This window comes from Streptomyces sp. V4I23 (assembly GCF_030817975.1).
Lineage (GTDB): Bacteria > Actinomycetota > Actinomycetes > Streptomycetales > Streptomycetaceae > Streptomyces.
In genome coordinates, this window is the sequence record NZ_JAUSZW010000004.1 from 862,488 (window position 1) to 885,316 (window position 22,829).

A 22,829-nucleotide genomic window follows, 5' to 3' on the forward strand; every position below is an offset into this window, starting at 1 on the left:
CTGCCGGACTTCCGGGGCCGCCGCCGCACTCGCGCCCCCCTTGGGCGCGGCGGCGGCCCACTCACCTACTCCGGTCGCCTGCTGTGGAGAGCCCCTCATGCTGAACATCGTGGACACACTGCACCACTGGTGCCGGGAGGCGCGTCCCTTCGCCCTTGCCACCGTCGTCGACGTCACCGGCAGCGCACCTCTGCCGGCCGGCACCTCGGTCGCGGTGGACGAAGACGGCAACGCCGTCGGCAGCATCTCGGGCGGCTGCGTCGAAGGAGCCGTCTACGAGCTGTGCCGGCAAGTGCTCCACGATCAGGCTGCTCCCCAGCGCGCCCGGTTCGGGTACTCGGACGACGACGCCTTCGCCGCCGGGCTGACCTGTGGTGGCGAACTCGACGTCCTCGTCCAGCGCATCGATCCCGCAACCCAGCCGCACCTTTGCACGGCCCTCGCCGAAGTCGTCCAGGGCAGGCCCGCCGCCGTCGCCCAAGTCGTCGACGCTCCGAATGACCTGACAGGCCGGATGTTGTGCGTCGGCGCCGGTGGAGGCACGCAGGGCATTCTGGGCGGCGACGCAGCGGAGCGGCAGGTGCGCGCGCAGGCCGAGGCGCTGCTCCAGGCCGGCCGCACCGCCCGGGTGGATGTGGGAGGCGATGCTGCGACGTGTCCCGAACGGCTGTCTGTACTGGTTCACGTCCATGCGTCCCGGCCGCGCATGCTGATCTTCGGCGCCATCGACTTCGCGGCGGCTCTCAGCCAGGCCGGCCGATTCCTCGGTTACCGGGTCACCGTCTGCGACGCCCGCCCCGTCTTCGCCACCCCGGCCCGCTTCCCCCACGCCGACGACGTCGTCGTCGACTGGCCCCACCGCTATCTGCGGCGCACGCAGGTGGATGCCCGCACCGCGGTGTGCGTCCTCACCCATGACGTCAAGTTCGACATCCCGCTGCTGCGCCTCGCGCTGGAACTACCCGTGGGCTACATCGGTGCGATGGGGTCCCGCCGCACCCACGACCGGCGCTTGGACCTGTTGCGTGAGGCCGGGGTACCAGCGGAGCAGTTGGCCCGGCTGCGCTCCCCCATCGGTCTGGATCTGGGCGCGCGCACCCCTGAGGAGACGGCCGTCTCCATCGCGGCGGAGATCATCGCTCACAGCAACGACCGCACCGGCCTGCCGCTGTCCACCCGCATCGGCCCGATCCACCCGCAGCTTCCCCAGGGGCGACTGGTGGGGGCAGGTGACGGCATCGCACAGAACCCTCGCAGTGAAGGAAGCACCCCTCTGCGCGGAGCAGCCATCCACGCCCCCGCGACATAGGTTCGAGGTACCCGACGACCGGGACCGCCGTCGACGGGGAGGGCGACGCCGTGGACGAAGCCGCCGAGGGACGAGCAGTTGACGGTGGCTCCGCTGCTCTGGGCCCGCATGTGCCTCAGCTCGTGCTTCGTGCCGGCCCAGACACCGCGGAGGTTGATGGCGTTGACGCGGTCGAACCTATCGGCAGGTTCCTCGGCGCAGGCGTGAATCAGTGCTGAGAGGGCGCCGGTGCGGGTTCGTCGTGTCGCGTGTGGGTCGGGGTGGTGCGCTGGGCGACGATCCGAGCGGTGTGGGACGTGCCGCTGAGGGCAAGGGCAATCAGCGGAACCAGGGTGAGGGCGGCGCAGACGGTGCCAACCAGGGCGGGGCCGGTCAGGCCGAGGGAGGAGCTCAGGGCCGTGCCGGCGATCGCCGAGCCGGCGGCGATGCCGGTGTTGTAGGCGGAGGTGGTCAGCGCCGAGGTGAGGGTGGGGGCGTCGCCGGCGAAGCGGACGGCGAGCGAGGTGACGACCGGGTTGACGGTGAACCCGGCCAGGGACATGAGGAAGACCAAGGCGATGGCCGTCACCGGGCTGGTCGACAGCGGGATCAGCAGGAGAAGGGTCAGGGCGGTGGCTGCGGCGGCGGTGATGGTCGTGGCCATCGGGCGCCGGTCGCCGAGTCGGCCGCCGATGGCGGTGCCGCCCAGAGCCCCGACACCGAAAGCAATCAGGACCAGCGGCACTGCACCTGCCGGGATGCCGGCACGGTCGGTCAGCAGCGGGGTGATGTACGTGTAGGTCGCCAGGACCCCGCCCATGATCAGCACCGCGGCGGTCAGCGCGAGCCACAGCCGGCCCTGCCGCAGAGCCCGGACCTCGGCCCGTACCGACACATCGGCGCGCTGCCCGATGGTCGGGAGGAAGCGGCCGACGAACGCGGCGGCGAGGGCGGAGAGAACGGCCAGTGCCCAGAAGGGGCCGCGCCAGCCGGTGAACTGGCCGGCGAAGGAGCCGATCGGCACGCCGACGACGTTGGCCAGGGTCAGGCCGCCCATCATCACGCTGACGGCGCGCGTGGAGTTTCCGGGGCCCGCGGCGGCGGTGGCGATGACGAACCCGACGGCCCAGAACGCTCCGGTGGCCAGTGCGGTGACGACGCGGGCGATGAGAACGATCGAGAAGGAGTCGCTGAGGGCAGCGGCGACATGGCCGAGGGCGAAGACGGCCAGGGCCCGGACCAGTGTCTGACGCTGAGGCAGGCGCAGGGTGGCCAGCGCCATGGTCGGCCCGCCGATGATCATGCCGATGGCGAAGGCAGTGATCAGCAGGCCGGCGTGGGAGACGCTGACTCCGAGGTCAACGGACATCTGCGGCAGCAGACCGGCGATGACGAACTCAGTGGTTCCCATCAGGAACGTGCCGGCGGCAAGTACCCAGACGACGAAGGGCAGCTTGCCGGGAGTGCTTCCGGATGCGGAAGACATGGATGTGGTCTCTCCTTGTGCGGAGTGCGGGGTCAGGCGGCGGCTTCGATGGTGACGTGCTCGGCCGTGGCGAGCCGGTCGGTGTCGCCGTCGACGTGGCCGAGGATGAACAGGTCTGCGGAGGCGGAGGCGCCGTCGCGGTAGAACAGGGCCAGGTTGCCCCAGGGGGCGTAATAGGCGAGGTCACCGGCCCGGGGCGCGGACGTATCCGAAACACCGGAGGTGTCGAGCCTGCGGGGCAGGTCCGCGATCCGCTCCGTCTGGTGGAAGTCCTCCAGGTCCAGGGTCAGCGGGAACAGCGAGGCGAAGTCACGCGCGGCGGCGCTGTCGTTCAAGGTGGCGTCGAGCGGGTGGCCGTCGATGGTGAGCCGGATGTTCATGGCGGTGTTCCTGTCGGAGGGTGCGGTGGATGCCGGGGCAGTCGACGTCCGCTGTTGCCCGGCGGAGGACGACACAGACGACGGTGAGGAGGGAGAGGCCGCCGGCGAGGTGTCGGTGCAGGCGGCCACGGCCAGCAGCACGGCGGCGGCCGACAGCACACGGGCGGGGATGCGAAGGGCGGCAGGGATCACGGATGTCGTCCTGGAGGTCAGTCGGGCATCGGCTCGGCGTAGTGCCGGAAGCCGGTCCGCCCGGTGTGGATGTCGTACAGGCGCTGGGCAAGGACGTCGGGGCTGCTGTGCTCGGCATCGGGCTGAATCGCCCCGGTGATGATCAGCTGGCCGGCGTGGATGTTCTCCCAGGCGAGAGCGTCGTGGAGCATGCGGGCGTAGGCGCTCTCGGCGGCGAAGGCGACCGAGGTGCCGGCACGGTCGGGGTGGGGCCGCACGGCGCTGCCGCCGTTCACGAACAGCAGCGTCCCGCGGCCGAGCGCACGCATGCCGGGCAGAACGGCGTTCACGCAGGTGACGGGTCCCTTGACGGAGAAGCTGAGCGGCGCGTCAAGGTCGTCTGCGCCGGTGTCGAGGACCGGCTTCATGAAGTCGGCGCGGGGCACGGGGCTGTACTGGAGGACCTCGATGGGCCCGAGGGTGTCGGTGGCCTCGTCGAGGGCCGCGGTGAGGGTGGCGGGTTCGAGAACGTCGGCGGCGAAGCCGCGGGCCTGGATGCCCTCGCGGCTCAGTTCGGCCGTCAGGCCGTCCAGGTGCTCGGCGCTGCGGGAGATGAGGGCGACGCCGTGGCCGGCTGCTCCGAAGCGGCGGCCGGTGGCAAGCCCCAGGCCGGGGCCGGCGCCGATGAGGGCGAACGTGGTCATGGTGAGTCCTGGAGTGGGAGTGGGTGTCGTGGGCAGGGGCGGGCCGGGGCTGGGCACCATTGCTGTCCAGCCCCGGACGGACCGGTTGTGGTCAGGGAGTCAGGAGGGTCTTGATGGCGCGGCGCTCGTCCATGGCCTTGTAACCCTCGGCGACCTGCTCGAGTGGGAGGGTGAGGTCGAAGACCTTGCCCGGGTGGATCCGGCCGGACAGGACCCGGTCGATCAGATCGGGCAGGAAGCGTCGCACCGGGGCGGGGCCGCCGCGCAGGCCGACGTGGGAGTAGAACAGCTCCTCGCCGTCGATCTGCACGTCGTGCGGGACGCCGACGAAGCCGACGTTGCCGCCGGGCCGGGCCGAGCGCAGCGCCTGCTGCATGGCCTCGGGGGTGCCGACGCACTCCAGCACCGAGTCGGCGCCGATGCCGTCGGTGAGGTCCTTGACGCAGGCGATGCCCTCGTCGCCGCGTTCGCTGATGATGTCGGTGGCGCCGAACTCGAGGGCGAGCCTCTGTCGGGGTTCGTGGCGGCTCATGGCGATGATCCGTTCGGCCCCGAGTTCCTTGGCGGCGATGACGCCGCACAGGCCGACCGCGCCGTCACCGACCACGACGGCGGTGGAGCCGGGCCGGACCTCGGCTGCGACAGCGGCGTACCAGCCGGTGCCCATCACATCGGAGACGGCGAGCAGACTGGGCACGAACTCGCCGGTCGGGTGCTCGTCGGTGGCGACGAGGGTGCCGTGGGCGTTGGGGATGCGGACGTACTCGGCCTGGCAGGTGCTCATGAACTCGCGGCGCAGGCAGTTGGACTGCCAGCCGTTACGGCAGTTCGCGCAGGTGTTGTCCGAGGTGGCGAACGAGCCGACCACGAACTGGCCCGGCGTGACCGAGGTGACCTCGCTGCCGACCTCCTCGACGATGCCGACGTACTCGTGCCCCATGGGGTGGGGCGCCTCCACCGGCTCCAGACCGCGGTAGGGCCACAGGTCCGAGCCGCACACACAGGTGGCGACCGTGCGGATCACCGCATCGGTCGGCTGGACGATCCTCGGGTCCTCGAGCTCCTGGAGACGCACGTCGCCGGGGCCTTGGATGACTGCTCCGCGCATGGCTGGGTCTTCCTTCACTGCGAGGGTCTGGTGCCGCAGCCGTGACTTGCATACGGCCGCACACGGTCGAACCTCGCACACGAGAGCAGGCACGAAAAGCGGAGAAATACATCCAGGGAGGGAAATAACCTGGGAGTAAATTCTCCTCCCTTCTCCACGTGCGATCGGTGTCATGCTGGGCAGCATGGCCAGCAACGTTCCCCTCAGTGAGCTGGGAGAATTCCTCAAGAAGCGCCGTTCGGAGCTGAGCCCGCGCACGGTCGGGCTGCCCGAGACCGGCCGCCCCCGGCGGGTCGCTGGGCTGCGCCGCGAGGAGGTCGCCCAGCTCGCCAGCATCAGTACGGACTACTACACCCGGCTCGAACAGGGCCGTATGCAGGCCTCCGCGCCCGTGCTGGACGTCCTCGCCCGGGTACTCCATCTGGACGACGACGAGCGGGGCTACCTCTTCCAGCTCGCCGGCAAGACCACCACCCGCACCCGGCGCCGTGGCCGGCAGACGGTCCAGCCGCAGTTGCAGCGCGTCCTGGACGACCTCACCGCCACTCCGGCCATCGTGCAGGGCCGGCGCGGCGACATTCTGGCCTGGAACGCGCTGGCCGCAGCCCTGGTCACCGACTTCTCACGCCTCCCGGAAAAGCACCGCAACTATCCCAGGATCCAGTTCACCGATCCGGCCATGCGCACCCTGTACGCCGACTGGGAGACCTCCGCCCAGATCGCGGTGGCGCAGCTGCGGATGGAGGCCGCGCAGTACCCCGACGACCCCCGCCTGATCGAGCTGGTCGGTGAACTGTCCACGCACGACAAGCAGTTCGCCCAGTGGTGGGGCGACCACCGCGTCGCCGCCCGCACCGTCGGCACGAAGACGCTCAACCACCCGGTGGTGGGCGAGCTGGTCCTGGACTGGGACACCCTCACCGCCAACACGGACCCCGACCAGCACCTGACCGTCTGGACCGCCGAGCCCGGCTCGCCCACCCACGAGCGACTGCGCATTCTCGCCTCCTGGGCCGCCGACCAGAACCTCTCGGCGTCCCACTCCCTCACCTGACCACGGCCGGGAAAGCGGTCGGCGCGTCGAGCCATCCCTGGGGACTGTGGCTGGCCCGTGCCCACCTCGCCAGGGCGGCGGCACCCGCCAACGCGCCGCCCACGCCGTCGAACCGGCGCAGCGGACCACGGATCGGGAGCCGGCCGCGCAGCCAGTGCACACGAGGCTGCGGCCAGGTCCGTGCCGTGAGTGACCGGACCTCAGCCCGTTGCCGTCACGTCGCCCAGGACGTAGGCCTGGATGGCGGTGGCCGCCGCGCCGCGGGCCCAGTGGGTGAAGTCGCTGTGCCGGACATCCACATCGAGGGGGGCAGCACTCGGGGCACGGTCGGTTCGTACGCCCTCGTCCACGGCGGTGCGGGCCACCTCGGCCAGGCGCACGCCTTCCCCCGTGAGCACGATCTTCTGCACCAGCGTGAAGTTGGCGACCGCGGCAAGGAGGCGGCCGAGGGCGCGTCCGGCTGCGGTGATGACCGGTGTGGCGACCGGGTCACCGCCCGCGGCGAGGTCCAGGCACTCGTCGTAGGTCACTGGACGGCGCAGTCCGACGGAGACGGCAGCGCAGATGGAGGGCTCGGACAGCATGGCCGTGGCGCAGCCTCGGTGCCCGCTCGGGCAGAGCGGGCCCATCGGGTCGAGGGGGCAGTGCCCCAGCAGTCCGACGCCGACGTCCGGGGTGTCGACGATGGTGTCATGCATGACCAGGCCGTAGCCGACGCCGGCGCCGATGGTGAGGACCGCGAAGCGGTCGTGACCTCGGGCGGTCCCGAACCAGTGTTCGGCCCGGGTCAGCGCCAGCAGATCGTTGTCGATGGTGACGGGGAGGCCGAGAGCGTCTGCGAGGAGGCTGCCGAGGGGGACGTCCTCGGACCATCCCAGGAACGGCGCGTGCGTGACGGTCGTGTGGTGCGTGACGCGCCCGCCGAGGCTGACTCCGACCCTGCTGATCCGCGGGCCCGCGGCGGTGAGTTCTTCGGTCAGTTCGCAGACGGCCGCCACGACGGAAGCCGGGTCCCGGCCAGGCAGAGACGTGCGCGCGGAGGCGACGATCCCGGCACGCATCGTCGTGAGCACGGCGTGGACCTCGTCGCCGGTCACCTTGGCGCCGATGAAGTGGTGGGCGGCTGGATTGATGTCCAGTGGCCGGGTCCGGCGCACTGTCCCGGACTCGTGATCGGGACCGGCGTCCACCTCCACGAGCAGACCGTTGTCGACGAGCGGCTTGGTGAGGCGGGTGAGGCTGCCGGCCGACATGTCCAGGCGGCGGGCCATCTCGCTGCGGGAGACCGGCCCGCGCAGCAGCACTTCCAGGGCGACGGCGCGGCTGGCGCCTGTCATCGGGGGCGACGGCGCTGACGTCGTGGCATCCACCGGGTGGCCCTCCGCAGGGTCGACTGTCGACAGGTGGGGCCAGCATCCCACACACCCCCGTTACTTCCAACATAAAAATGATCAGCCGAGGCGCCTCGTGTTTCGTCCGAAAAAAGAGAGTGTTTCCGAGGGGTTGACGCGACAATGCTTCCGCATTGAAAGTTCCATGCGAGTCGAACGGCTCACCTCCCCACCCGCCTGATGGGTGTCGGGGCGTTCTCACTCCTCTCAAGGGATCCCGTATGGCCGAGCGTCTTCACGACGACTACCTGCACTTCCGCGCCGCCGGTATGAGCCTCGTCCTGGACTGCACCGGCGGTCTGCTCCCACGGGTCGTCCACTGGGGCGCGGATCTCGGAGACCTCACCCGCGACGCCCTGGCCTTCCTGGCCCTCACCGAAGCGGCGCAGGTCATGTCGTGCTCGCTCGACGAGCCGGTGCCGGTCAGCGTGCTGCCCCAGCAGTCCGCCGGATGGCTCGGCACGGCCGGGCTCACGGGGCACCGGAACGGGGAGGACTTCTCCACGTCCTTCTCCGTCCGATCCGTGCGATCCGTGCGACCTGGTGCCGGGGAAGGCCCGGTGGCGCACCGCCTGACCGTGGACGCCGTCGACGGCCAGGCGGAACTCGCGCTGGCGCTGGAGATCGAGGTCACCACATCGGGCCTCGTACGGCAGCGGGCCACCCTCACCAACGAGAGCGACCGCCCCTACACCGTGGACGGCCTGCTCCTGACCCTGCCCGTGCCCGGCCAGGCCACCGAGCTGCTCGACCTCACCGGCCGGCATCTGCGCGAACGCTCCCCGCAGCGGCACCAGTTCACGCTCGGGACGCATCTGCGGGAGAACTGGCGGGGCCGTACCGGCATCGACGCGACGCTCGTGCACGTCGCGGGCGAGAGCGGTTTCGGATTCCGCACCGGTGAGGTGTGGGGACTGCACGTCGCCTGGAGCGGCAACCATCGCTCGCTGGCCGAGCGCACCCCGGCGGGCGTGAGCCTGCTCGGCGGGGGCGAAAGCCTGCTGCCCGGCGAGGTCCGGCTCGCCGCCGGCGAGTGCTACACCTCGCCGTGGATCTACGGGTCGTACGGACACGGGCTCGACGAGCTGGCCGGGCGCTTCCACGGCTACCTGCGGGACCGCGCGCACCACCCCCGTTCGCCGCGGCCGGTCACGCTCAACACCTGGGAGGCCGTCTACTTCCAGCACGACGTGAGCAAACTGAAGGCGCTCGCCGACGCGGCGGCCGAGGTCGGCGCAGAACGCTTCGTCCTCGACGACGGCTGGTTCCAGGGCCGCCGGAACGACACCGCCGGGCTCGGCGACTGGTACGTCGACAAGGACGTCTGGCCCGACGGGCTGCATCCGCTGGTGGATCATGTGCACGCGCTGGGCATGCAGTTCGGCCTCTGGTTCGAGCCTGAGATGGTCAATCCCGACTCCGACCTCGCCCGCGCCCATCCCGAGTGGATCATGGCCACGGGCGGGCGCACCCCGCCGACCGCCCGCAACCAGCAGGTCCTCGATCTCGGCCACCCGGAGGCGTACGCCTACCTCCTGGAGCGCCTGGACGCCCTCGTCACCGAATACCGCATCGGCTACATCAAGTGGGACCACAACCGGGACCTGGTCGAAGCCGGGCACAGCCCGCGAGGGACGGCGGGGGTCCACGCCCAGACCGCCGCCGTGTACCGGCTCATCGATGAACTGCGCGTACGCCACACCGGGTTGGAGATCGAGTCCTGCTCCTCCGGCGGCGGACGTATCGACCTGGGCATCCTGGAGCGCACCGACCGGGTGTGGACCAGCGACTGCATCGACGCCCTGGAGCGCCAGCAGATCCAGCGCTGGACCGGTCTGCTCCTGCCGCCCGAACTCCTGGGCACCCACGTCGCCTCTCCCGTCGCGCACACGACGGGCCGCGCCCACACCCTCGACTTCCGTGCGGGAACGGCTCTGTTCGGACACTTCGGTATCGAGTGGGACCTCACCCTCGCCTCCGCCGAGGAGCGCGCTCGCCTCGCGGAGTGGGTCTCGGCGTACAAGCGGCTGCGGCCCCTGCTGCATTCGGGCACCGTCGTCCGCGCCGACCACCCCGATCCGGCCCTGTGGCTGCACGGCGTCGTCGCGCCCGACCGGTCCCGTGCCGTCTATGCCCTGGTGCAGACGGCCACCAGCGTGCAGTCCCCGCCCGGGCGCGTCCGCCTGCCCGGCCTCGACCCCGACGCGGTCTACCGCCTCTCCCCGCTTCCGCCCGGAAACAGCCCCGAGGGTCCCACCGGCTATGCACTCCCCTGGTGGCAAGGCGACAAGGTGGAGCTGGCCGGACGGGTCCTGGGCACCGCCGGCATCCAGGCCCCCGCGCTGTACCCGGAGCGCATGGTCCTCGTCGAAGCCCGCCGCGTCTGACGCCACCCGTCACCGCGCACAAGCGCCGGGCACCTCGGCACGGCGCCCGGCACCCGCTCCGTACCAGGAGAGAACCATGATTCGTGCAAGAGGCAGGGCCGCCGTGTCCGCCTGCCTGGCCGCCGTGCTGCTGAGCGCCTGCGGCTCCCCTCCCCAGCGCCAGGACGAACCGGTGTCCTTGGACTTCTTCCAGTTCAAGCCCGAAGCCGTCGAGACGTTCGACAAGCTCATCGCCGACTTCGAGGCCGAGCACCCGGGCATCGAGGTGAAGCAGCACCACGTCCCCGAGCCGGAGACCGCCATCCGCGCCCGGCTGGTGAAGGACAACGTTCCCGACGTCATCAGCCTCAACGGGAACAGCACGTTCGGCGAGCTGGCCTCGGCCGGCGTGTTCTACGACTTCTCCCGGGAGAAGGCGGCGGACGAGATCGTGCCCGGGGTGCAGCAGGTGCTGAGCGACCTCGGCACCGCTTCCGAGGGCGAGGTCAACGGACTGCCCTTCGCCTCCAATGCCAGCGGCGTCCTTTACAACAAGGGACTGTTCGCCAAGTACGGGGTCGAGGTCCCCAGAACCTGGGACGAGCTGATCGAAGCGGCGAAGACCTTCGAGGAAGCCGGAGTCATCCCCTTCTACGGGGCCCTGAAGGACGCCTGGACCTCGCTGCCGCCGTTCAACCAGCTCGCCGCCAACGCCGTCCCGCCCGATGCATTCTGGGACGCCCGCATCCAGGGCCGTACCAGTTTCGCCAAGGAGTACCCCGAGGTCGCACGGAAGCTGGCGGAAATCTACCGTTACACCCAGAAGAACACGTTCTCCCGGGACTACAACGCGGCGAATCAGGCCTTCGCCAGGGGAGAGGCGGCCATGTACGTGCAGGGCAGCTATGCCCTGCCGCCCGTCAAGTCGTTCAAGCCGGCGTTCGACATCGGGTTGTTCCCCCTGCCGGCCGGGAACGACCCCGGGGCGACCCGCCTGGTCTCGGGTGTGGACGTGGCGCTCACCATGGGCCGCACCCCCCGGCACCCCAAGGAGTCGATGGCGTTCATCACCTACCTCATGCGGCCCGAGGTGGTGAGCGCGTACGCCGAGGAGCAGAGCGCCATTCCCCCGCTGAAGGGCACGGCGCCCTCCGATCCGGCCCTCCGGCCGCTGCTGCCGTACGTCACCGACGGCCGGATCACCGGCTATCCCGATCACCGGATACCGCGGGCCGTCAACCTCGAAGCGGTCGCCCAGCAGTTCCTCATCGACGGCAGACAGGCCGCGTTCCTGCGGACCCTCGACAGCGAGTACACGAAGGTCGTCAAGCGCCGGTCGTGACAGCCGGAGAAGGAGGAAAGACGATGACAGCGGTCGCCGCTCCACCCCGCGCCGCATCCATGGACCCCGGCGAACCGCGGCGTGGCTCCGGCCGACGCCCCCGGTCCACCGGCCGGGCCTACTACCTGATGGTGGTTCCCGCCCTCGCCCTGTTCCTGCTCCTCCACACCTTCCCGGTGCTGCAGGGCGTGTACTACAGCCTCACCGACTACGCGGGCTACGGCCGCTACGACTTCGTGGGGCTGAGCAACTACCTCGACCTCTTCGAGGACAGCCGCATCTGGGAGAGCTACCTCTTCACGTTCCAGTTCGCCCTCGTCGCCACCGTGCTGACCAACCTCATAGCGCTGGCCATCGCCCTGGGCCTCAACGGCAGGATCCGCTTCCGCAACACCCTGCGCGGAGTGTTCTTCATTCCCAACGTGCTGGCGATCCTCATCGTCGGCTACATCTTCAACTACCTCTTCTCCAACTCCCTTCCCTACATCGCCGAAAAGCTGGGCATCGGGGCGCTGAGCACCAGCATGCTCGCCGACCCCGATCTGGCCTGGGTGGGGGTGGTGATTCTCGCCGTGTGGCAGGCCGTGGCGTTCAACGTCATCATCTACCTGGCCGGGCTGCAGACCGTCCCCGAGGACCTGTACGAGGCCGCCACCCTGGACGGGGCCGGGGCCTGGCAGCGGTTCCGGTCCGTCACCCTCCCGCTCATCGGACCGTTCGTGACCATCAACATGGTCCTGGCGCTGCGCAACTTCCTGCAGGTCTTCGACCACATCGCCGCCCTGACCAAAGGCGGCCCCGGAACGTCGACGACCTCGGTCGCCTATCTCATCTACAACGGCGGTCTCAACGGCGGCGAGTACGCCTACCAGACGGCCAATGCGGTGGTGTTCTTCGTCTGCATCGTCGTGATCTCGATCTTCCAGCTGGGCATACTCCAGCGCCGCGAGGGGAGCAGCTGATGTCCACCACCGTCCCCGGGAACGTATCTCTCCCACGACCGAGCAAACCGCGCGTCAACTGGTGGCTGACGTCCCTGATGGCCGTGCTGTCCCTGACGGTCATCGTTCCGCTGTACTTCACCGTCGTCACCGCCCTGAAGACCCCGGACCAGCTGGACGGCTCCGGATTCGGCCTGCCGACGAACATCCGCTGGAGCAACTTCTCCGACGCCTGGAACCTGACGGACTTCCCCTCGGCGCTGATGAACAGCGCCTTGATCACCGTGGGCGCGGTGGTGCTCACGTTGCTGACCAACTCCCTGGTCGCCTACGCCATCGCCCGCAACATGCACCGCAGGTTCTTCAAGGGGCTGTACTACTACTTCGTCTCGGCTCTGTTCGTCCCGTTCCCCATCATCATGCTGCCGGTCGTCAAGCAGACCGCCCTGCTGGGCCTGGACAACCAGGCCGGACTGATCCTGCTGTACGTCGTCTACGGACTGTCCTTCAACATCTTCCTGTACGTCGGCTTCCTGCGGTCGGTGCCCAGGGAACTCGAAGAGGCGGCCCGTACCGACGGCGCCGGCACCTGGACGATCTTCTGGCGGATCATCTTCCCCCTGCTCGCCCCGATGAACGCCACCGTCGGCATCCTCACCTGCCTGTGGGCCTGGAACGACTTCCTGCTGCCGCTGGTCGTCCTCTCCGACCCGAGCGCGCAGACGCTGCCCCTGGTGCAGTTCATCTTCCAGAGCCAGTTCAACACCAACTACACCGTGGCCTTCGCCTCCTACCTCATGGCGCTGGCGCCGGTTCTCCTTGTGTACGTCTTCGCCCAGCGCTGGGTGATCTCCGGAGTGATGCGAGGTTCCATCAAATGACCGAGCCACACCCCTGGTGGACATCGGCCGTCGTCTACCAGATCTACCCTCGCAGCTTCGCCGACAGCAACGGTGACGGCATCGGCGATCTTCCCGGCATCACCAGCCGCCTGGACTACCTCGCCGGCCTCGGCGTCGACGTCCTGTGGCTGTCACCCGTCTGCCCGTCACCCCAGGACGACAACGGGTACGACATCAGCGACTACCAGGACATCGACCCGACCTTCGGCACCCTGGACGACTTCGACAAACTGCTGGCCGCCGTCCACGAGCGCGACATGAAGCTCGTCATGGACCTGGTCGTCCATCACACCTCCGACGAACACCCATGGTTCGCCGAGTCCCGCAGCGGCCCGGACAGCCCCAAGCGCGACTGGTACTGGTGGCGGCCCGCCCGCCCCGGCATGGAGCCCGGTACGCCCGGGGCCGAGCCGAACAACTGGGGCTCGGCCTTCTCGGGGCCGGCGTGGGATTACGACCCGGACAGCGGCGAGTACTACCTCCACCTCTTCTCACCCAAGCAGCCCGACCTCAACTGGGAGAACCCCGAGGTCCGACAGGCCGTGTACGCCATGATGCGCTGGTGGCTCGACCGCGGCGTCGACGGCTTCCGTATGGACGTCATCAACTGCATCTCCAAGGACCCGGCCCTGCCGGACGGCCATGTGCCCGAGGGCAGCCGGTTCGGGGACGGATCGCCGTCCTTCAACTGCGGTCCCCGCATCCACGAGTTCCTCCAGGAGATGCACCGCGAGGTCTTCGCCGGCCGCCAGAACCGTCTCCTGACCGTCGGCGAAATGCCCGGGGTGACCGTCGAGGAGGCCAAACTCTTCACCGACCCGGCCCGTGCAGAGGTCGACATGGTCTTCCAGTTCGAACACGTCGCTCTCGACCACGGGGACAGCAAGTTCGACGTTCGGCCACTGCGCCTGCACGACCTCAAAGCATCGCTCGGCCGCTGGCAGGCCGGGCTCAACGACACCGGCTGGAACAGCCTCTACTGGAACAACCACGACCAGCCGCGGATCGTCTCACGCTTCGGCGACGACGGCCCGCAGTACCGCGAGCGGTCCGCGACCATGCTGGCCACAGTCCTGCACCTGCACCGCGGAACGCCCTACATCTACCAGGGCGAGGAACTCGGCATGACCAACGCCGCGTTCACCTCGATCGACGACTTCCGGGACATCGAGTCGCTCAACCACTACGCCCACGCGGTCGCGAGCGGCGAAGACCCCGAGCGGGTCCTCGAGGGTCTGCGGGCCATGAGCCGGGACAACGCCCGCACCCCCATGCAGTGGGACGGCTCCCCCAACGCCGGCTTCACCACCGGCGAGCCGTGGATCCCCGTCCACCCCGACCACGTGGAGATCAACGCCGAGAAGGCCCTCGCCGACAGCGCGTCCGTGTACCACTACTACCGGCGCCTGATCGCTCTGAGACACACCGAACCCGTCGTGGCCCACGGCGACTTCACGCCACTGCTCCCGGACGACGAGCGCGTGTACGCCTTCACACGGCGCTACGAGGACATGGAGCTCCTCGTCCTCGGCAACTTCACAGGCGAACCGGCGCACGTCCGCCTTCCCGCTGATTGGGAGCACGCCGAGCTTGTCATCGGAAACGTCCAGGACGCCGCCCCCTTGAAAGCGTCACTGACTCTGGAGCCCTGGGAGGCACGCGTGCACCGCAGAGGGCCGGCTCAGTGAGAATCCGCTCACGCAGGCGGTGCTCCGACGAACAGCTGAAGACCCACCTGACCTGACCTGACCAGGTCAGTCGAGTGTCGAAGACAGACGGGTGAGCCTCTTGTGGGAGGCTCACCCGTCGCGTCGTCTCCACGGTCTCTTCCGGGACAGGCCGCTGACCAGTTGGGACAGCACGGATGTGTCCGGGACACTCACGGACCGTCGACGCGGCCTCGTGCGGGGTGCCACCGTCGCTCACGTCAGGAACTCCATCACAAGCAGGGGGAATGATGGGCAGACGAGTTCGTGCCCTGGCCGTGGCGACCACGTGTGCAGTTGCGCTCCTGGGGCTCGGCGCACCGAGCGCCATTGCTGACCCGGGCCCGACACCGCCGCCGCGCGACAACACCAGCACCGAGACGGTCTACCTGGTCAAAGGCTACGACCCGGACGGCAGGCCGGGCGTCAACTGCGCGAGCCGCTGGGACGGCGCCATCAGCGCGATGAAGCGCTGGGGGTGGAAGGGGGATTTCGTCCGCGTGGGCTTCTACACGGGCGACAAGAAGAAGAACGGCTGTGACATCAACCTGGCCAAAAGGGACGGCACTCGAGACCTCGGCATCAAGGAGCTCGGGCGGCGGCTGGCGTGGAACATCCACCTCAACCATTCCCGGTGGGACAGGAGCGTGGACCTGGTCGGTCACTCCATGGGCAGCCTCATCATCAGGGCCGCTCTGGCAGGCACCCAACGGCAGGAGAAGGGCTGGCCGCCGTACATCTACGTCGAGGACGCCGTCACCCTCGGGGGCCCGCACTACGGCTCACGGTGGGCCACGGTCTGCAAGGAGTTGCAGGCGTACCAGCAGTGCGTCGACATCTCGTACCCGTCGAAGTTCCAGAGCTGGCTGCACACGACCGGTGTTCCGCAGTCGGAGCAGGGCACCGACTGGACGCTGGTCGGCTCCAAGGCCGACACCACAGTGCACAGCAACAGCGCGGTACCGGATCAGGACGGTGCGCCGCACCTGGTCCTCTACACCGCGTCGAGCCGGATCGAGCACAGTCAGCTCCGGCAGATCGCGTACGGCTGGTGGCCCATGCGCTACTCCGACAACGGTGGCAGCAGCTGGGCGAACGACAGCAGCGGAGCCGCGCCGCTCCGGGTCGCCTTCAACGCCCTGTACTGGGAGTCCAAGTGGTGACGTACCCGTAGCGGCGTGGGGCGGGACCCGTGCGGATGCCCGACACGGGTCCCGCCACCGCGGCCCGGGGCACCCACGTCACCGCACGCGCCCCCGCGGCTTCAGCGCCACCGGCGGCAGTGCCGGGGCCGGGAGGCGGCCCCCGTCGTAACCGTGGACCTCGCCGAAGCGGGAGCTCTCCATCCAGTCCGTACGGGCCGCCTCGATCTCCTCGTGGGACCGGCCGATGAAGTTCCACCACATCACGATCTCCTCCTCGAACGGCTCCCCGCCGAGCAGCATCAGGCCGGCGTCCGACTCGGCGCGCAGCGGGAGTTCGGAGCGGCCGCAGCCGAGGTAGAGCATCGAGCCGGGGAGCACCGGGACCCCGTCCACGTGGGCCTCGCCCGACATGGACAGCACCGCGTACTCGAAGTCCGGATCGAGGGGCAGCATCGCCTCCGCGCTGCGGGCCAGGGTCAGGTCCGCGCCGACGATCGGGGTGTACGTCGTGCCCGGCGACGTCGCTCCGTCGAGGGTGCCGAGCACGACCGTCGCGGTCAGCCCCGGGGCGGTGACCTGCGGAAGCTCGGCGTGGTGCTGGAAGTGCGGCTCGACCGTCCGGTGCGCGTCCGGCAGCGCCACCCACAGCTGGGCGCCGTGCAGGAAGCGGGCGTGCTGCCGGGGGCTCTCCTCCGAGTGGCTGATCGCCCGCCCCGAGGTCATGAGTCCCAGTTCCCTCGGGCGGATGGTCGCCAGCGAGCCCGTGCTGTCGCGGTGCAGCACCTCGCCCTCGTGCAGCCAGCTGACGGTCTGCAGGCCCATGTGCGGATGCGGCGGGACCTGCATGCCGGGTTCGTCGGCGATGTCGTCGGGGCCGTAGTGGTCGACGAAGGCCCAGGCGCCCACCATGCGGCGGCCGAGGTTGGGCAGCAGCCGGCGGACCTCGGTGGACTCGCCGAGCTGGACTCGGCGGGGGCTCAGGAGCTCGCGGACGGGCTCGGCAACGACGAAGCCCCGGCCGCCGCACACGGACGGGGCGGCCTGACGATCGAGATTGCTCATGGGCACAACCTAGTTCCTGTTCGGTGTCCCGGTCCGGTCATGGGCCCGACTTCCTGAGGTGGAATGGAAGGACCCGCCGTGCTGTTGACGGGGTCGGCAAGCGCGTGACCGGGGAAGGAGAGCACATGAGCGAGAGCTACTACGAGTTCGGGACGGCCGCGGAGCGGTGGAACCGGGCACAGCTGTTCTTCGACGCCAAGGAGTACATGACGGCGGTCCGCATCCTGCGCGGTCTGGTCGAGGAGGTGCCCGAGCAGGTGGCGCCCCGGCTGCTGCTGGCCCGTGCCTACTACCACTCGGCGCAGCTGGGCAGGGCCGAGACCGAGCTGCGTGCCGTCCTGGAGCGCGACCCGGTCGAGCACTACGCGCGGCTGATGCTCGGCCGCACGCTGGAACGGCAGGGCAGGCCGGACGAGGCGGCGCCGCACCTGCGGATGGCGGCGGCGATGGCGGGTGAGCAGCCGGTCTGACCGCGTCGGCTCCCGGCCGGCGCCCGCCCCGGTATCCGCGTCGGCGTCCGAGCCGGCTCACGCCGGCATCCAGGCGATCGCGGACAGCGAGCCGCTCCCGGGACCACGGTCCCGGGAGCGGCCGCTGCGCGGTAAGGCGGGGCGCTCAGTCGAACGGGTCCAGCGTGATGTACGCGTGCTGCGGGTTGCCGTCGTGCACCAGCGATTCGTGGGCGCCGACGTCGTCGAAGGCGAAGGCGTACGCCTTGCCGTCCGCCATCTGCGCGTGGATCTTGCGGGCGTAGTGGTTGGTGACCGTGTCCCGGTAGAAGTTCGCGTTGCCGCTGTCGGGCTGGTTGGGGTTGACCAGCAGTGTGGAGCGGTTGAATCCGGCACACAGGGTGCGCGAAATGGGCCCGCGCACCTGGTCGTTGGGCGCGTCCAGTTTCTTGTAGCAGCCGAAGATGCTGTCCGCGTCGGGCTTCTGGAACGAGGTGACCACGGCACCGGAGGCGTCGGTGAAGTTCATGACGCCGCCCGAGACGCGTCCGTAGTACTTGGTGCCCGGCCGGTCGGCGAACGGGGTGACCGTGAGCGTCGAGCCGGCGTACTTGTTCCAGACGCGGTTGACGTAGTCGTCCATGACGCCCGCGGGCAGGGCGCCGGCCGCCATGCCGTGGCCGGGGGCGAGGGCGCGCAGGACGGTGCCGTCGGAGCGGGTCTGGATGAGGTTCGCCCAGCCGCCGGGCTGGCCGCGCAGCGCGTTGTAGAACCCGCGGTAGCCGCCGGGCTTCAGCCGGCCGGTGTTCCTCACCGTGCCGTCGGCCGCCTTCACGCCGACCGCGTACGGGGCGGAGAACATGTCGACCTGGGTGCTGTTGAGCCAGAGGCCGGCGTCGTTGAGCGTGTACTCAGACCAGTTGAAGAGGATGTTGCGGTTGGGGTCGGACGGGTTCTGCACGGCGGGCTGCACGAGGCCGCCGGTGGTGAGTTTGAAGACCAGCTTCTGCCCGAACGAGAAGTAGATCCGGCCGGAGAACTTGGGGACGCGGATGGTGAGGGAACGGCCGTTGGCCGGACCGGCGATCGAGGCGTCGGGTGCGGGAGTGGGCGGGTTGCCGCCGGCCGGCCAGGCGTGGAACGTGCCGGAGGCGTCGGCCCAGCCCTGACGGCCACTGCTCAGCTGGGTGCCGAGGTTGTAGACGTGGACCGGTTCACTGCGGCCCGAGTTGTTGGTGATGGTCAGCGGTACGGTCTCCGGAACCGCGGCGCCGGCCCGGGCGTCGGCCGGGATCGTGGCGTCGGCCGGGGCCGGCGGCCCGGCGGCGGTGAAGCCCGCGGCGCACAGCAGGGCGGCGGCCGCGAGTGCGAGCGTTTTCCGTGGAACACGCATGTTCCACCTCCTCGGCGTCGATGTCGGTGGGGGTCGGCCATCTCCGTGAGAGCGCTCTCAGACTCGGGGGCGAGGAGCCGCCCGTCAAGGTGCCGGACAAGGATTTCCGGGCCCGGACACGACGGCGCCCGGTCCGGACGCACCGGACCGGGCACCGTGACGCGGCATCAGCCCCGGTATGTCTCCAGCAGCCGCAGCCAGATCTCGCTGATCGTCGGGAACGCCGGAACGGCGTGCCACAGACGGTCGATCGGCACCTCGCCCGCGACCGCGACGGTCGCCGAGTGCAGCAGCTCGCCGACGCCCGGGCCGACGAAGGTGACGCCGAGCAGCACCTCGCGGTCCAGGTCGACGACCATGCGCGCCTGGCCGCGGTAGCCCTCCGCGTACAGCGCCGCTCCCGACACCGAGCCGAGGTCGTAGTCGACGGCGCGTACGCGGTGGCCCGCCTTCTCGGCCTCGGCGAGCGAGAGGCCGACGGCCGCCGCCTCGGGGTCGCTGAAGACGACCTGGGGCACGGCGAAGTGGTCGGCGGACGCGCTGTGTGCTCCCCAGCGGTCGTTCTCCAGCACGGGTACCTGCCGGGCCCTCGCCGCGATGGCCGCCCCGGCGATCCGGGCCTGGTACTTGCCCTGATGGGTCAGCAGGGCGCGGCGGTTGACGTCCCCGACCGCGTAGAGCCAGTCGGTTCCGTCGACCAGGCAGCTGTCGTCGACGGTCAGCCAGGAGCCGTCCTCCAGGCCGACGGAGTCCAGTCCGATGCCGTCGGTGCGCGGGGCGCGTCCGGTGGCGAACAGGATCTCGTCCGCCTCCGCCCTGCTGCCGTCCTCCAGGACCAGCGTCACGGGCCCGGTGCGGCCGCCGGGGCGGTCGACGGCCGCGACGGAGGTGCCGAGCCGCACGTCCGCGCCCGCCTCCTTGAGCGCCGCCGCGACGTGTTCGCCGACGAACGGCTCCATGCGGGGCAGGAGCCCGTCGCCGCGTGCGAACAGCGCGACCTGGGAGCCCAGGGCCTGCCAGGCGGTGGCCATCTCGACGCCGACGACTCCCCCGCCCACGATCGCGAGCCGCCCGGGCGCCTCGCGCGCGCTGGTGGCCTCACGGCTCGTCCACGGGTGCGCGCCCCTGAGGCCGGGCAGGTCGGGCACGACGGCGCGGCTGCCCGTGCAGACGGCGACGGCGTGCCGGGCGGTCAGCACATGGTGCTCACCCTCGGGCCCGTCGACGACGACCGTTCTGGGGCCGTGCAGCCTGCCGCGACCGCGGTGGACGCGGGCGCCGATCGAGTCGAGCCAGGCGGCCTGGCCGTCGTCCTTCCAGTGGGAGACCTGCTCGTCGCGGCGGGCCAGGACGGCCCGGGTGTCGAGGGGGCCCTGGACCGCGTCGCTCAGTCCCGGGAGCCGTCGGGCGTCCGCGCGGGCGATCACCGGCCGCAGCAGCGCCTTGCTGGGGATACAGGCCCAGTACGAGCAGTCACCCCCGAGCAGCTCGCTCTCCACGACCGCGGTGCTCAGGCCCGCCGCTCTGGTCCGGTCGGCCACGTTCTCCCCCACGGGGCCCGCACCGAGCACTACGACGTCGTACTCCACAGCTTGGGTCATAGGGTCAGTCTGCTGCCGGGTGTGCGACCTGGCCACATGGGCAGGGGCAGGAATAGCACGGCCCCGGGCGCCGTTGTGCGGGGCGAGTCCACCGGACACCAGGAAGAGGTAGACAGGCGATGAGCACACTCGAGCTCACCAAGGAAAACTTCGATCAGGTCGTGACCGACAACGACTTCATCCTGATCGACTTCTGGGCTTCCTGGTGCGGACCCTGCCGTCAGTTCGCCCCCGTCTTCGAGGGCGCCTCGGAGCGGCACCCCGATCTGGTCTTCGCCAAGGTCGACACGGAGGCGCAGCAGGAGCTGGCCGCGGCCTTCGAGATCCGTTCCATCCCGACGCTGATGATCGTCCGCGACAACGTGGCCGTGTTCGCGCAGCCCGGTGCGCTGCCGGAGGCCACGCTGGAGGACGTGATCGGGCAGGCTCGCGCGCTGGACATGGACGAGGTGCGCAAGTCGATCGAGGAGGCGCAGAAGAACGGCGGCGCACCGGAAGCCGGCTGACCCGGCGCGGTCCGGCCGGCGGCAGCGACGCTCGGCACACACGGTTACGGCCGGGGTTCCGCGAGGGCTCATCCCTCGCGGAACCCCGGCCTCCGCGTCTCGTGCGTGTCAGGGCCCGCGCAGGCGTTCCCGCCGTCGGCCCGCGTCTCGTGCCTGTCAGGGCCCCGCGGGCGTTCCCGCCGTCCGCGTGGCGCCCGTCGTCAGCGTTCGAGGACCAGGGCGAGGCCCTGCCCCACACCGATGCACAGCGCCGCGACGCCCGTGCCGGAGCCGGCCGCCGCGAGCTGGTGGGCGACCGCACCGGCCAGCCGCGCCCCGGACGCGCCGAGCGGATGACCGATGGCGATGGCGCCACCGCGCGGGTTGACCACGGCCGGGTCCAGCTCCGGCCATTCGGCGAGACAGCCGAGTGACTGGGCGGCGAAGGCCTCGTTGAGCTCGAAGGCCGTCAGATCGCCGAACGACCGGTCCGCCTTCGCCAGCGCCCGCTGCACCGCCTCCACCGGTCCGAGGCCGAACAGCTGCGGCTCGATGCCCGTCACCGCTGAGGCGCGGACACGGGCCAGCGGTTCCCGGCCCGTCGCCCGCAGTCCTTCCTCGTCGACGAGGAGCAACGCGGCCGCACCGTCGTTGAGCGGTGAGGCGTGCCCGCGGTCACCGTGCCGTCGGGGCGGAAGGAGGGCTTCAGCTTGGCGAGCGCCTCCATCGAGGTCGTGTCGCGGATGCATTCGTCGCGCGGCAGCTCCACGCCCTCGTACGCGACGACCTCGCCGTCGTAGAGCCCCTTCGCCCACGCCTCCGCGGCCTTGCGGTGGCTGGCGAGGGCGAACGCGTCCTGCTGCTCGCGGCCGATGCCGTGCTTGTCGGCGACGAGTTCGGCGCCCTCGCCGAGCTGCACGGTCCACTCCGCGGGCATGCGCGGGTTGGTCATGCGCCAGCCCAGGGTGGTCGAGTGGAGCTGCTGGTGACCGGCGGGGAAGGCGCGCTCCGGCTTCTGCAGCACCCACGGGGCGCGGGACATGGACTCGACGCCTCCCGCGATCGCGATCGAGGCGTCGCCGAGTGCGACGGCCCGGGCGGCCTGGATGACGGCCTCGAGTCCGGAGCCGCACAGGCGGTTGACGGTCACACCGGGCACGGAGACGGGCAGGCCGGCCAGCAGTACCGCCATCCGGGCGACGTCGCGGTTGTCCTCGCCCGCGCCGTTGGCGTCGCCGAAGACGACGTCGTCGATACGGGCCGGGTCGAGCTCCGGAGTACGGTCCACGAGCGCCTTGACGACATGGGCGGCGAGGTCGTCGGGCCGCACGGAGGAGAGGGCGCCCCCGAACCTTCCGATCGGGGTGCGGACGGCGTCGACGATGTAGACGTCGCGGATACTCATCGATTCTCTCCCGGGCCAGGACCGAGGTTCCCCTGATGAACCATGGTCCACAATCGAGTCGCCCGAGTCTGTGCCGGTCCCCGCCCTCTGTCAACGGCCGCCCGGGGCCGGCGGCCGCTCAGGCGTCCGCGGCGTCCACCACCCGCACGGTGAGCCCGTAGCCGAGCTCGGCCCCGTCGACCAGCAGCGCCTCCACCGTGCGGGTCAGCGGGTCGATGTCGGCCTCGACCCCGTCGCCGACGTAGCGCGGGTAGCCGGAGGCGCCCAGCTCGCCGGTGGCGTCGACGACGGCCGAGCGGATCGCGCTGTCGGCCGCGGTGACCGGGTCGTCGCCCTCGACGTGCTCGGGCAGGATCAGGATCCCGAAGCGCTGCGGTTGAGTACTCATGCAGGCGACGCTAGACACCCCCCGCCGCCCTCGCATGTCGTCTCCACGGGCCGGGCGCCTCT

General features: G+C 70.3%; 19 protein-coding genes and 2 pseudogenes. 10 read left to right on the top strand and 11 right to left on the bottom strand.

The window, feature by feature from the left end; genetic code table 11:
• Positions 1–97: 97 nt before the first annotated feature.
• On the top strand, positions 98–1,309 hold the full coding sequence (locus QFZ82_RS06040) for an XdhC family protein (RefSeq protein WP_307712140.1): 1,212 nt from the start codon (positions 98–100) through the stop codon (positions 1,307–1,309).
• Positions 1,310–1,323: 14 nt separating this feature from the next.
• Here the strand turns inward: QFZ82_RS06040 and QFZ82_RS06045 are convergent.
• The 5 genes and pseudogenes from QFZ82_RS06045 to QFZ82_RS06065 form a co-directional block, all read right to left on the bottom strand.
• Positions 1,324–1,506, bottom strand: a pseudogene (locus QFZ82_RS06045) (SDR family NAD(P)-dependent oxidoreductase); the annotation flags it as partial.
• Positions 1,507–1,517: 11 nt separating this feature from the next.
• Positions 1,518–2,774, bottom strand: coding sequence for an MFS transporter (locus tag QFZ82_RS06050; protein ID WP_307712141.1), 1,257 nt, complete (start codon positions 2,772–2,774; stop codon positions 1,518–1,520).
• 32 nt (positions 2,775–2,806) lie between these two features.
• On the bottom strand, positions 2,807–3,346 hold the full coding sequence (locus QFZ82_RS06055; protein ID WP_307712142.1) for a cyclophilin-like fold protein: 540 nt from the start codon (positions 3,344–3,346) through the stop codon (positions 2,807–2,809).
• Positions 3,347–3,363: 17 nt separating this feature from the next.
• Positions 3,364–4,029, bottom strand: a complete 666-nt coding sequence (locus QFZ82_RS06060) for an SDR family oxidoreductase (protein WP_307712143.1) — start codon at positions 4,027–4,029, stop codon at positions 3,364–3,366.
• Positions 4,030–4,120: 91 nt separating this feature from the next.
• Positions 4,121–5,137, bottom strand: coding sequence for a zinc-dependent alcohol dehydrogenase family protein (locus tag QFZ82_RS06065; protein ID WP_307712144.1), 1,017 nt, complete (start codon positions 5,135–5,137; stop codon positions 4,121–4,123).
• Positions 5,138–5,309: 172 nt separating this feature from the next.
• On the opposite strand from QFZ82_RS06065, the gene QFZ82_RS06070 reads away from it, so the two are divergent.
• Complete coding sequence (locus QFZ82_RS06070) at positions 5,310–6,191, top strand: helix-turn-helix domain-containing protein (protein ID WP_373429240.1); 882 nt, start codon at positions 5,310–5,312, stop codon at positions 6,189–6,191.
• A gap of 200 nt (positions 6,192–6,391) precedes the next feature.
• On the opposite strand, the gene QFZ82_RS06075 is transcribed toward QFZ82_RS06070, so the two are convergent.
• The gene (locus tag QFZ82_RS06075) at positions 6,392–7,528 is read right to left on the bottom strand and encodes an ROK family transcriptional regulator (protein WP_307712146.1); all 1,137 of its coding nucleotides are present in this window, start codon (positions 7,526–7,528) and stop codon (positions 6,392–6,394) included.
• A gap of 275 nt (positions 7,529–7,803) precedes the next feature.
• Between QFZ82_RS06075 and QFZ82_RS06080 the strand changes: the two genes are divergently transcribed.
• The 6 genes from QFZ82_RS06080 to QFZ82_RS06105 all read left to right on the top strand — a co-directional run bounded on the left by QFZ82_RS06080 (position 7,804) and on the right by QFZ82_RS06105 (position 16,002).
• Entirely contained in the window at positions 7,804–9,969 is a 2,166-nt protein-coding gene (locus tag QFZ82_RS06080) for an alpha-galactosidase (RefSeq protein WP_307712147.1), read from the top strand.
• A gap of 76 nt (positions 9,970–10,045) precedes the next feature.
• Positions 10,046–11,290 (top strand): ABC transporter substrate-binding protein, encoded by a 1,245-nt coding sequence (locus QFZ82_RS06085; protein ID WP_307712148.1) that lies wholly within the window; start codon positions 10,046–10,048, stop codon positions 11,288–11,290.
• 23 nt (positions 11,291–11,313) lie between these two features.
• Complete coding sequence (locus QFZ82_RS06090; RefSeq protein WP_307712149.1) at positions 11,314–12,252, top strand: carbohydrate ABC transporter permease; 939 nt, start codon at positions 11,314–11,316, stop codon at positions 12,250–12,252.
• Positions 12,252–13,112, top strand: coding sequence for a carbohydrate ABC transporter permease (locus QFZ82_RS06095; RefSeq protein ID WP_307712150.1), 861 nt, complete (start codon positions 12,252–12,254; stop codon positions 13,110–13,112). The genes QFZ82_RS06090 and QFZ82_RS06095 overlap by 1 nt, the downstream gene beginning before the upstream one ends.
• Positions 13,109–14,821, top strand: a complete 1,713-nt coding sequence (locus QFZ82_RS06100) for an alpha-glucosidase (protein ID WP_307712151.1) — start codon at positions 13,109–13,111, stop codon at positions 14,819–14,821. The genes QFZ82_RS06095 and QFZ82_RS06100 overlap by 4 nt, the downstream gene beginning before the upstream one ends.
• Before the next feature lie 266 nt (positions 14,822–15,087).
• Positions 15,088–16,002, top strand: coding sequence for a triacylglycerol lipase (locus QFZ82_RS06105; protein ID WP_307712152.1), 915 nt, complete (start codon positions 15,088–15,090; stop codon positions 16,000–16,002).
• A 78-nt stretch (positions 16,003–16,080) separates the two neighbouring features.
• Here the strand turns inward: QFZ82_RS06105 and QFZ82_RS06110 are convergent, their stop codons facing one another.
• Positions 16,081–17,046: a pirin family protein gene (locus QFZ82_RS06110; RefSeq protein ID WP_307712153.1), complete on the bottom strand. Its 966-nt coding sequence runs from the start codon at positions 17,044–17,046 to the stop codon at positions 16,081–16,083.
• A 125-nt stretch (positions 17,047–17,171) separates the two neighbouring features.
• On the opposite strand from QFZ82_RS06110, the gene QFZ82_RS06115 reads away from it, so the two are divergent.
• A complete protein-coding gene (locus tag QFZ82_RS06115) occupies positions 17,172–17,516 on the top strand; it encodes a tetratricopeptide repeat protein (protein WP_177147263.1) in 345 nt (114 codons plus the stop codon).
• A 145-nt stretch (positions 17,517–17,661) separates the two neighbouring features.
• Here the strand turns inward: QFZ82_RS06115 and QFZ82_RS06120 are convergent, their stop codons facing one another.
• Together QFZ82_RS06120 and QFZ82_RS06125 are read right to left on the bottom strand one after the other, a co-directional pair.
• Positions 17,662–18,888 carry a glycoside hydrolase family 64 protein gene (locus QFZ82_RS06120; protein WP_307712154.1) on the bottom strand — a complete coding sequence of 409 codons (1,227 nt, stop codon included), beginning with the start codon at positions 18,886–18,888 and terminating at the stop codon, positions 17,662–17,664.
• Positions 18,889–19,055: 167 nt separating this feature from the next.
• Positions 19,056–20,489 (bottom strand): NAD(P)/FAD-dependent oxidoreductase, encoded by a 1,434-nt coding sequence (locus tag QFZ82_RS06125; RefSeq protein WP_307712155.1) that lies wholly within the window; start codon positions 20,487–20,489, stop codon positions 19,056–19,058.
• 119 nt (positions 20,490–20,608) lie between these two features.
• Between QFZ82_RS06125 and trxA the strand changes: the two genes are divergently transcribed.
• The gene (trxA, locus tag QFZ82_RS06130) at positions 20,609–20,995 is read left to right on the top strand and encodes a thioredoxin (protein WP_177147266.1); all 387 of its coding nucleotides are present in this window, start codon (positions 20,609–20,611) and stop codon (positions 20,993–20,995) included.
• A gap of 200 nt (positions 20,996–21,195) precedes the next feature.
• Here the strand turns inward: trxA and QFZ82_RS06135 are convergent.
• Both QFZ82_RS06135 and QFZ82_RS06140 read right to left on the bottom strand, forming a co-directional pair.
• Positions 21,196–22,379: pseudogene (locus tag QFZ82_RS06135) on the bottom strand (acetyl-CoA C-acyltransferase).
• A 118-nt stretch (positions 22,380–22,497) separates the two neighbouring features.
• Complete coding sequence (locus tag QFZ82_RS06140; protein ID WP_177147267.1) at positions 22,498–22,767, bottom strand: hypothetical protein; 270 nt, start codon at positions 22,765–22,767, stop codon at positions 22,498–22,500.
• Positions 22,768–22,829: the final 62 nt, after the last annotated feature.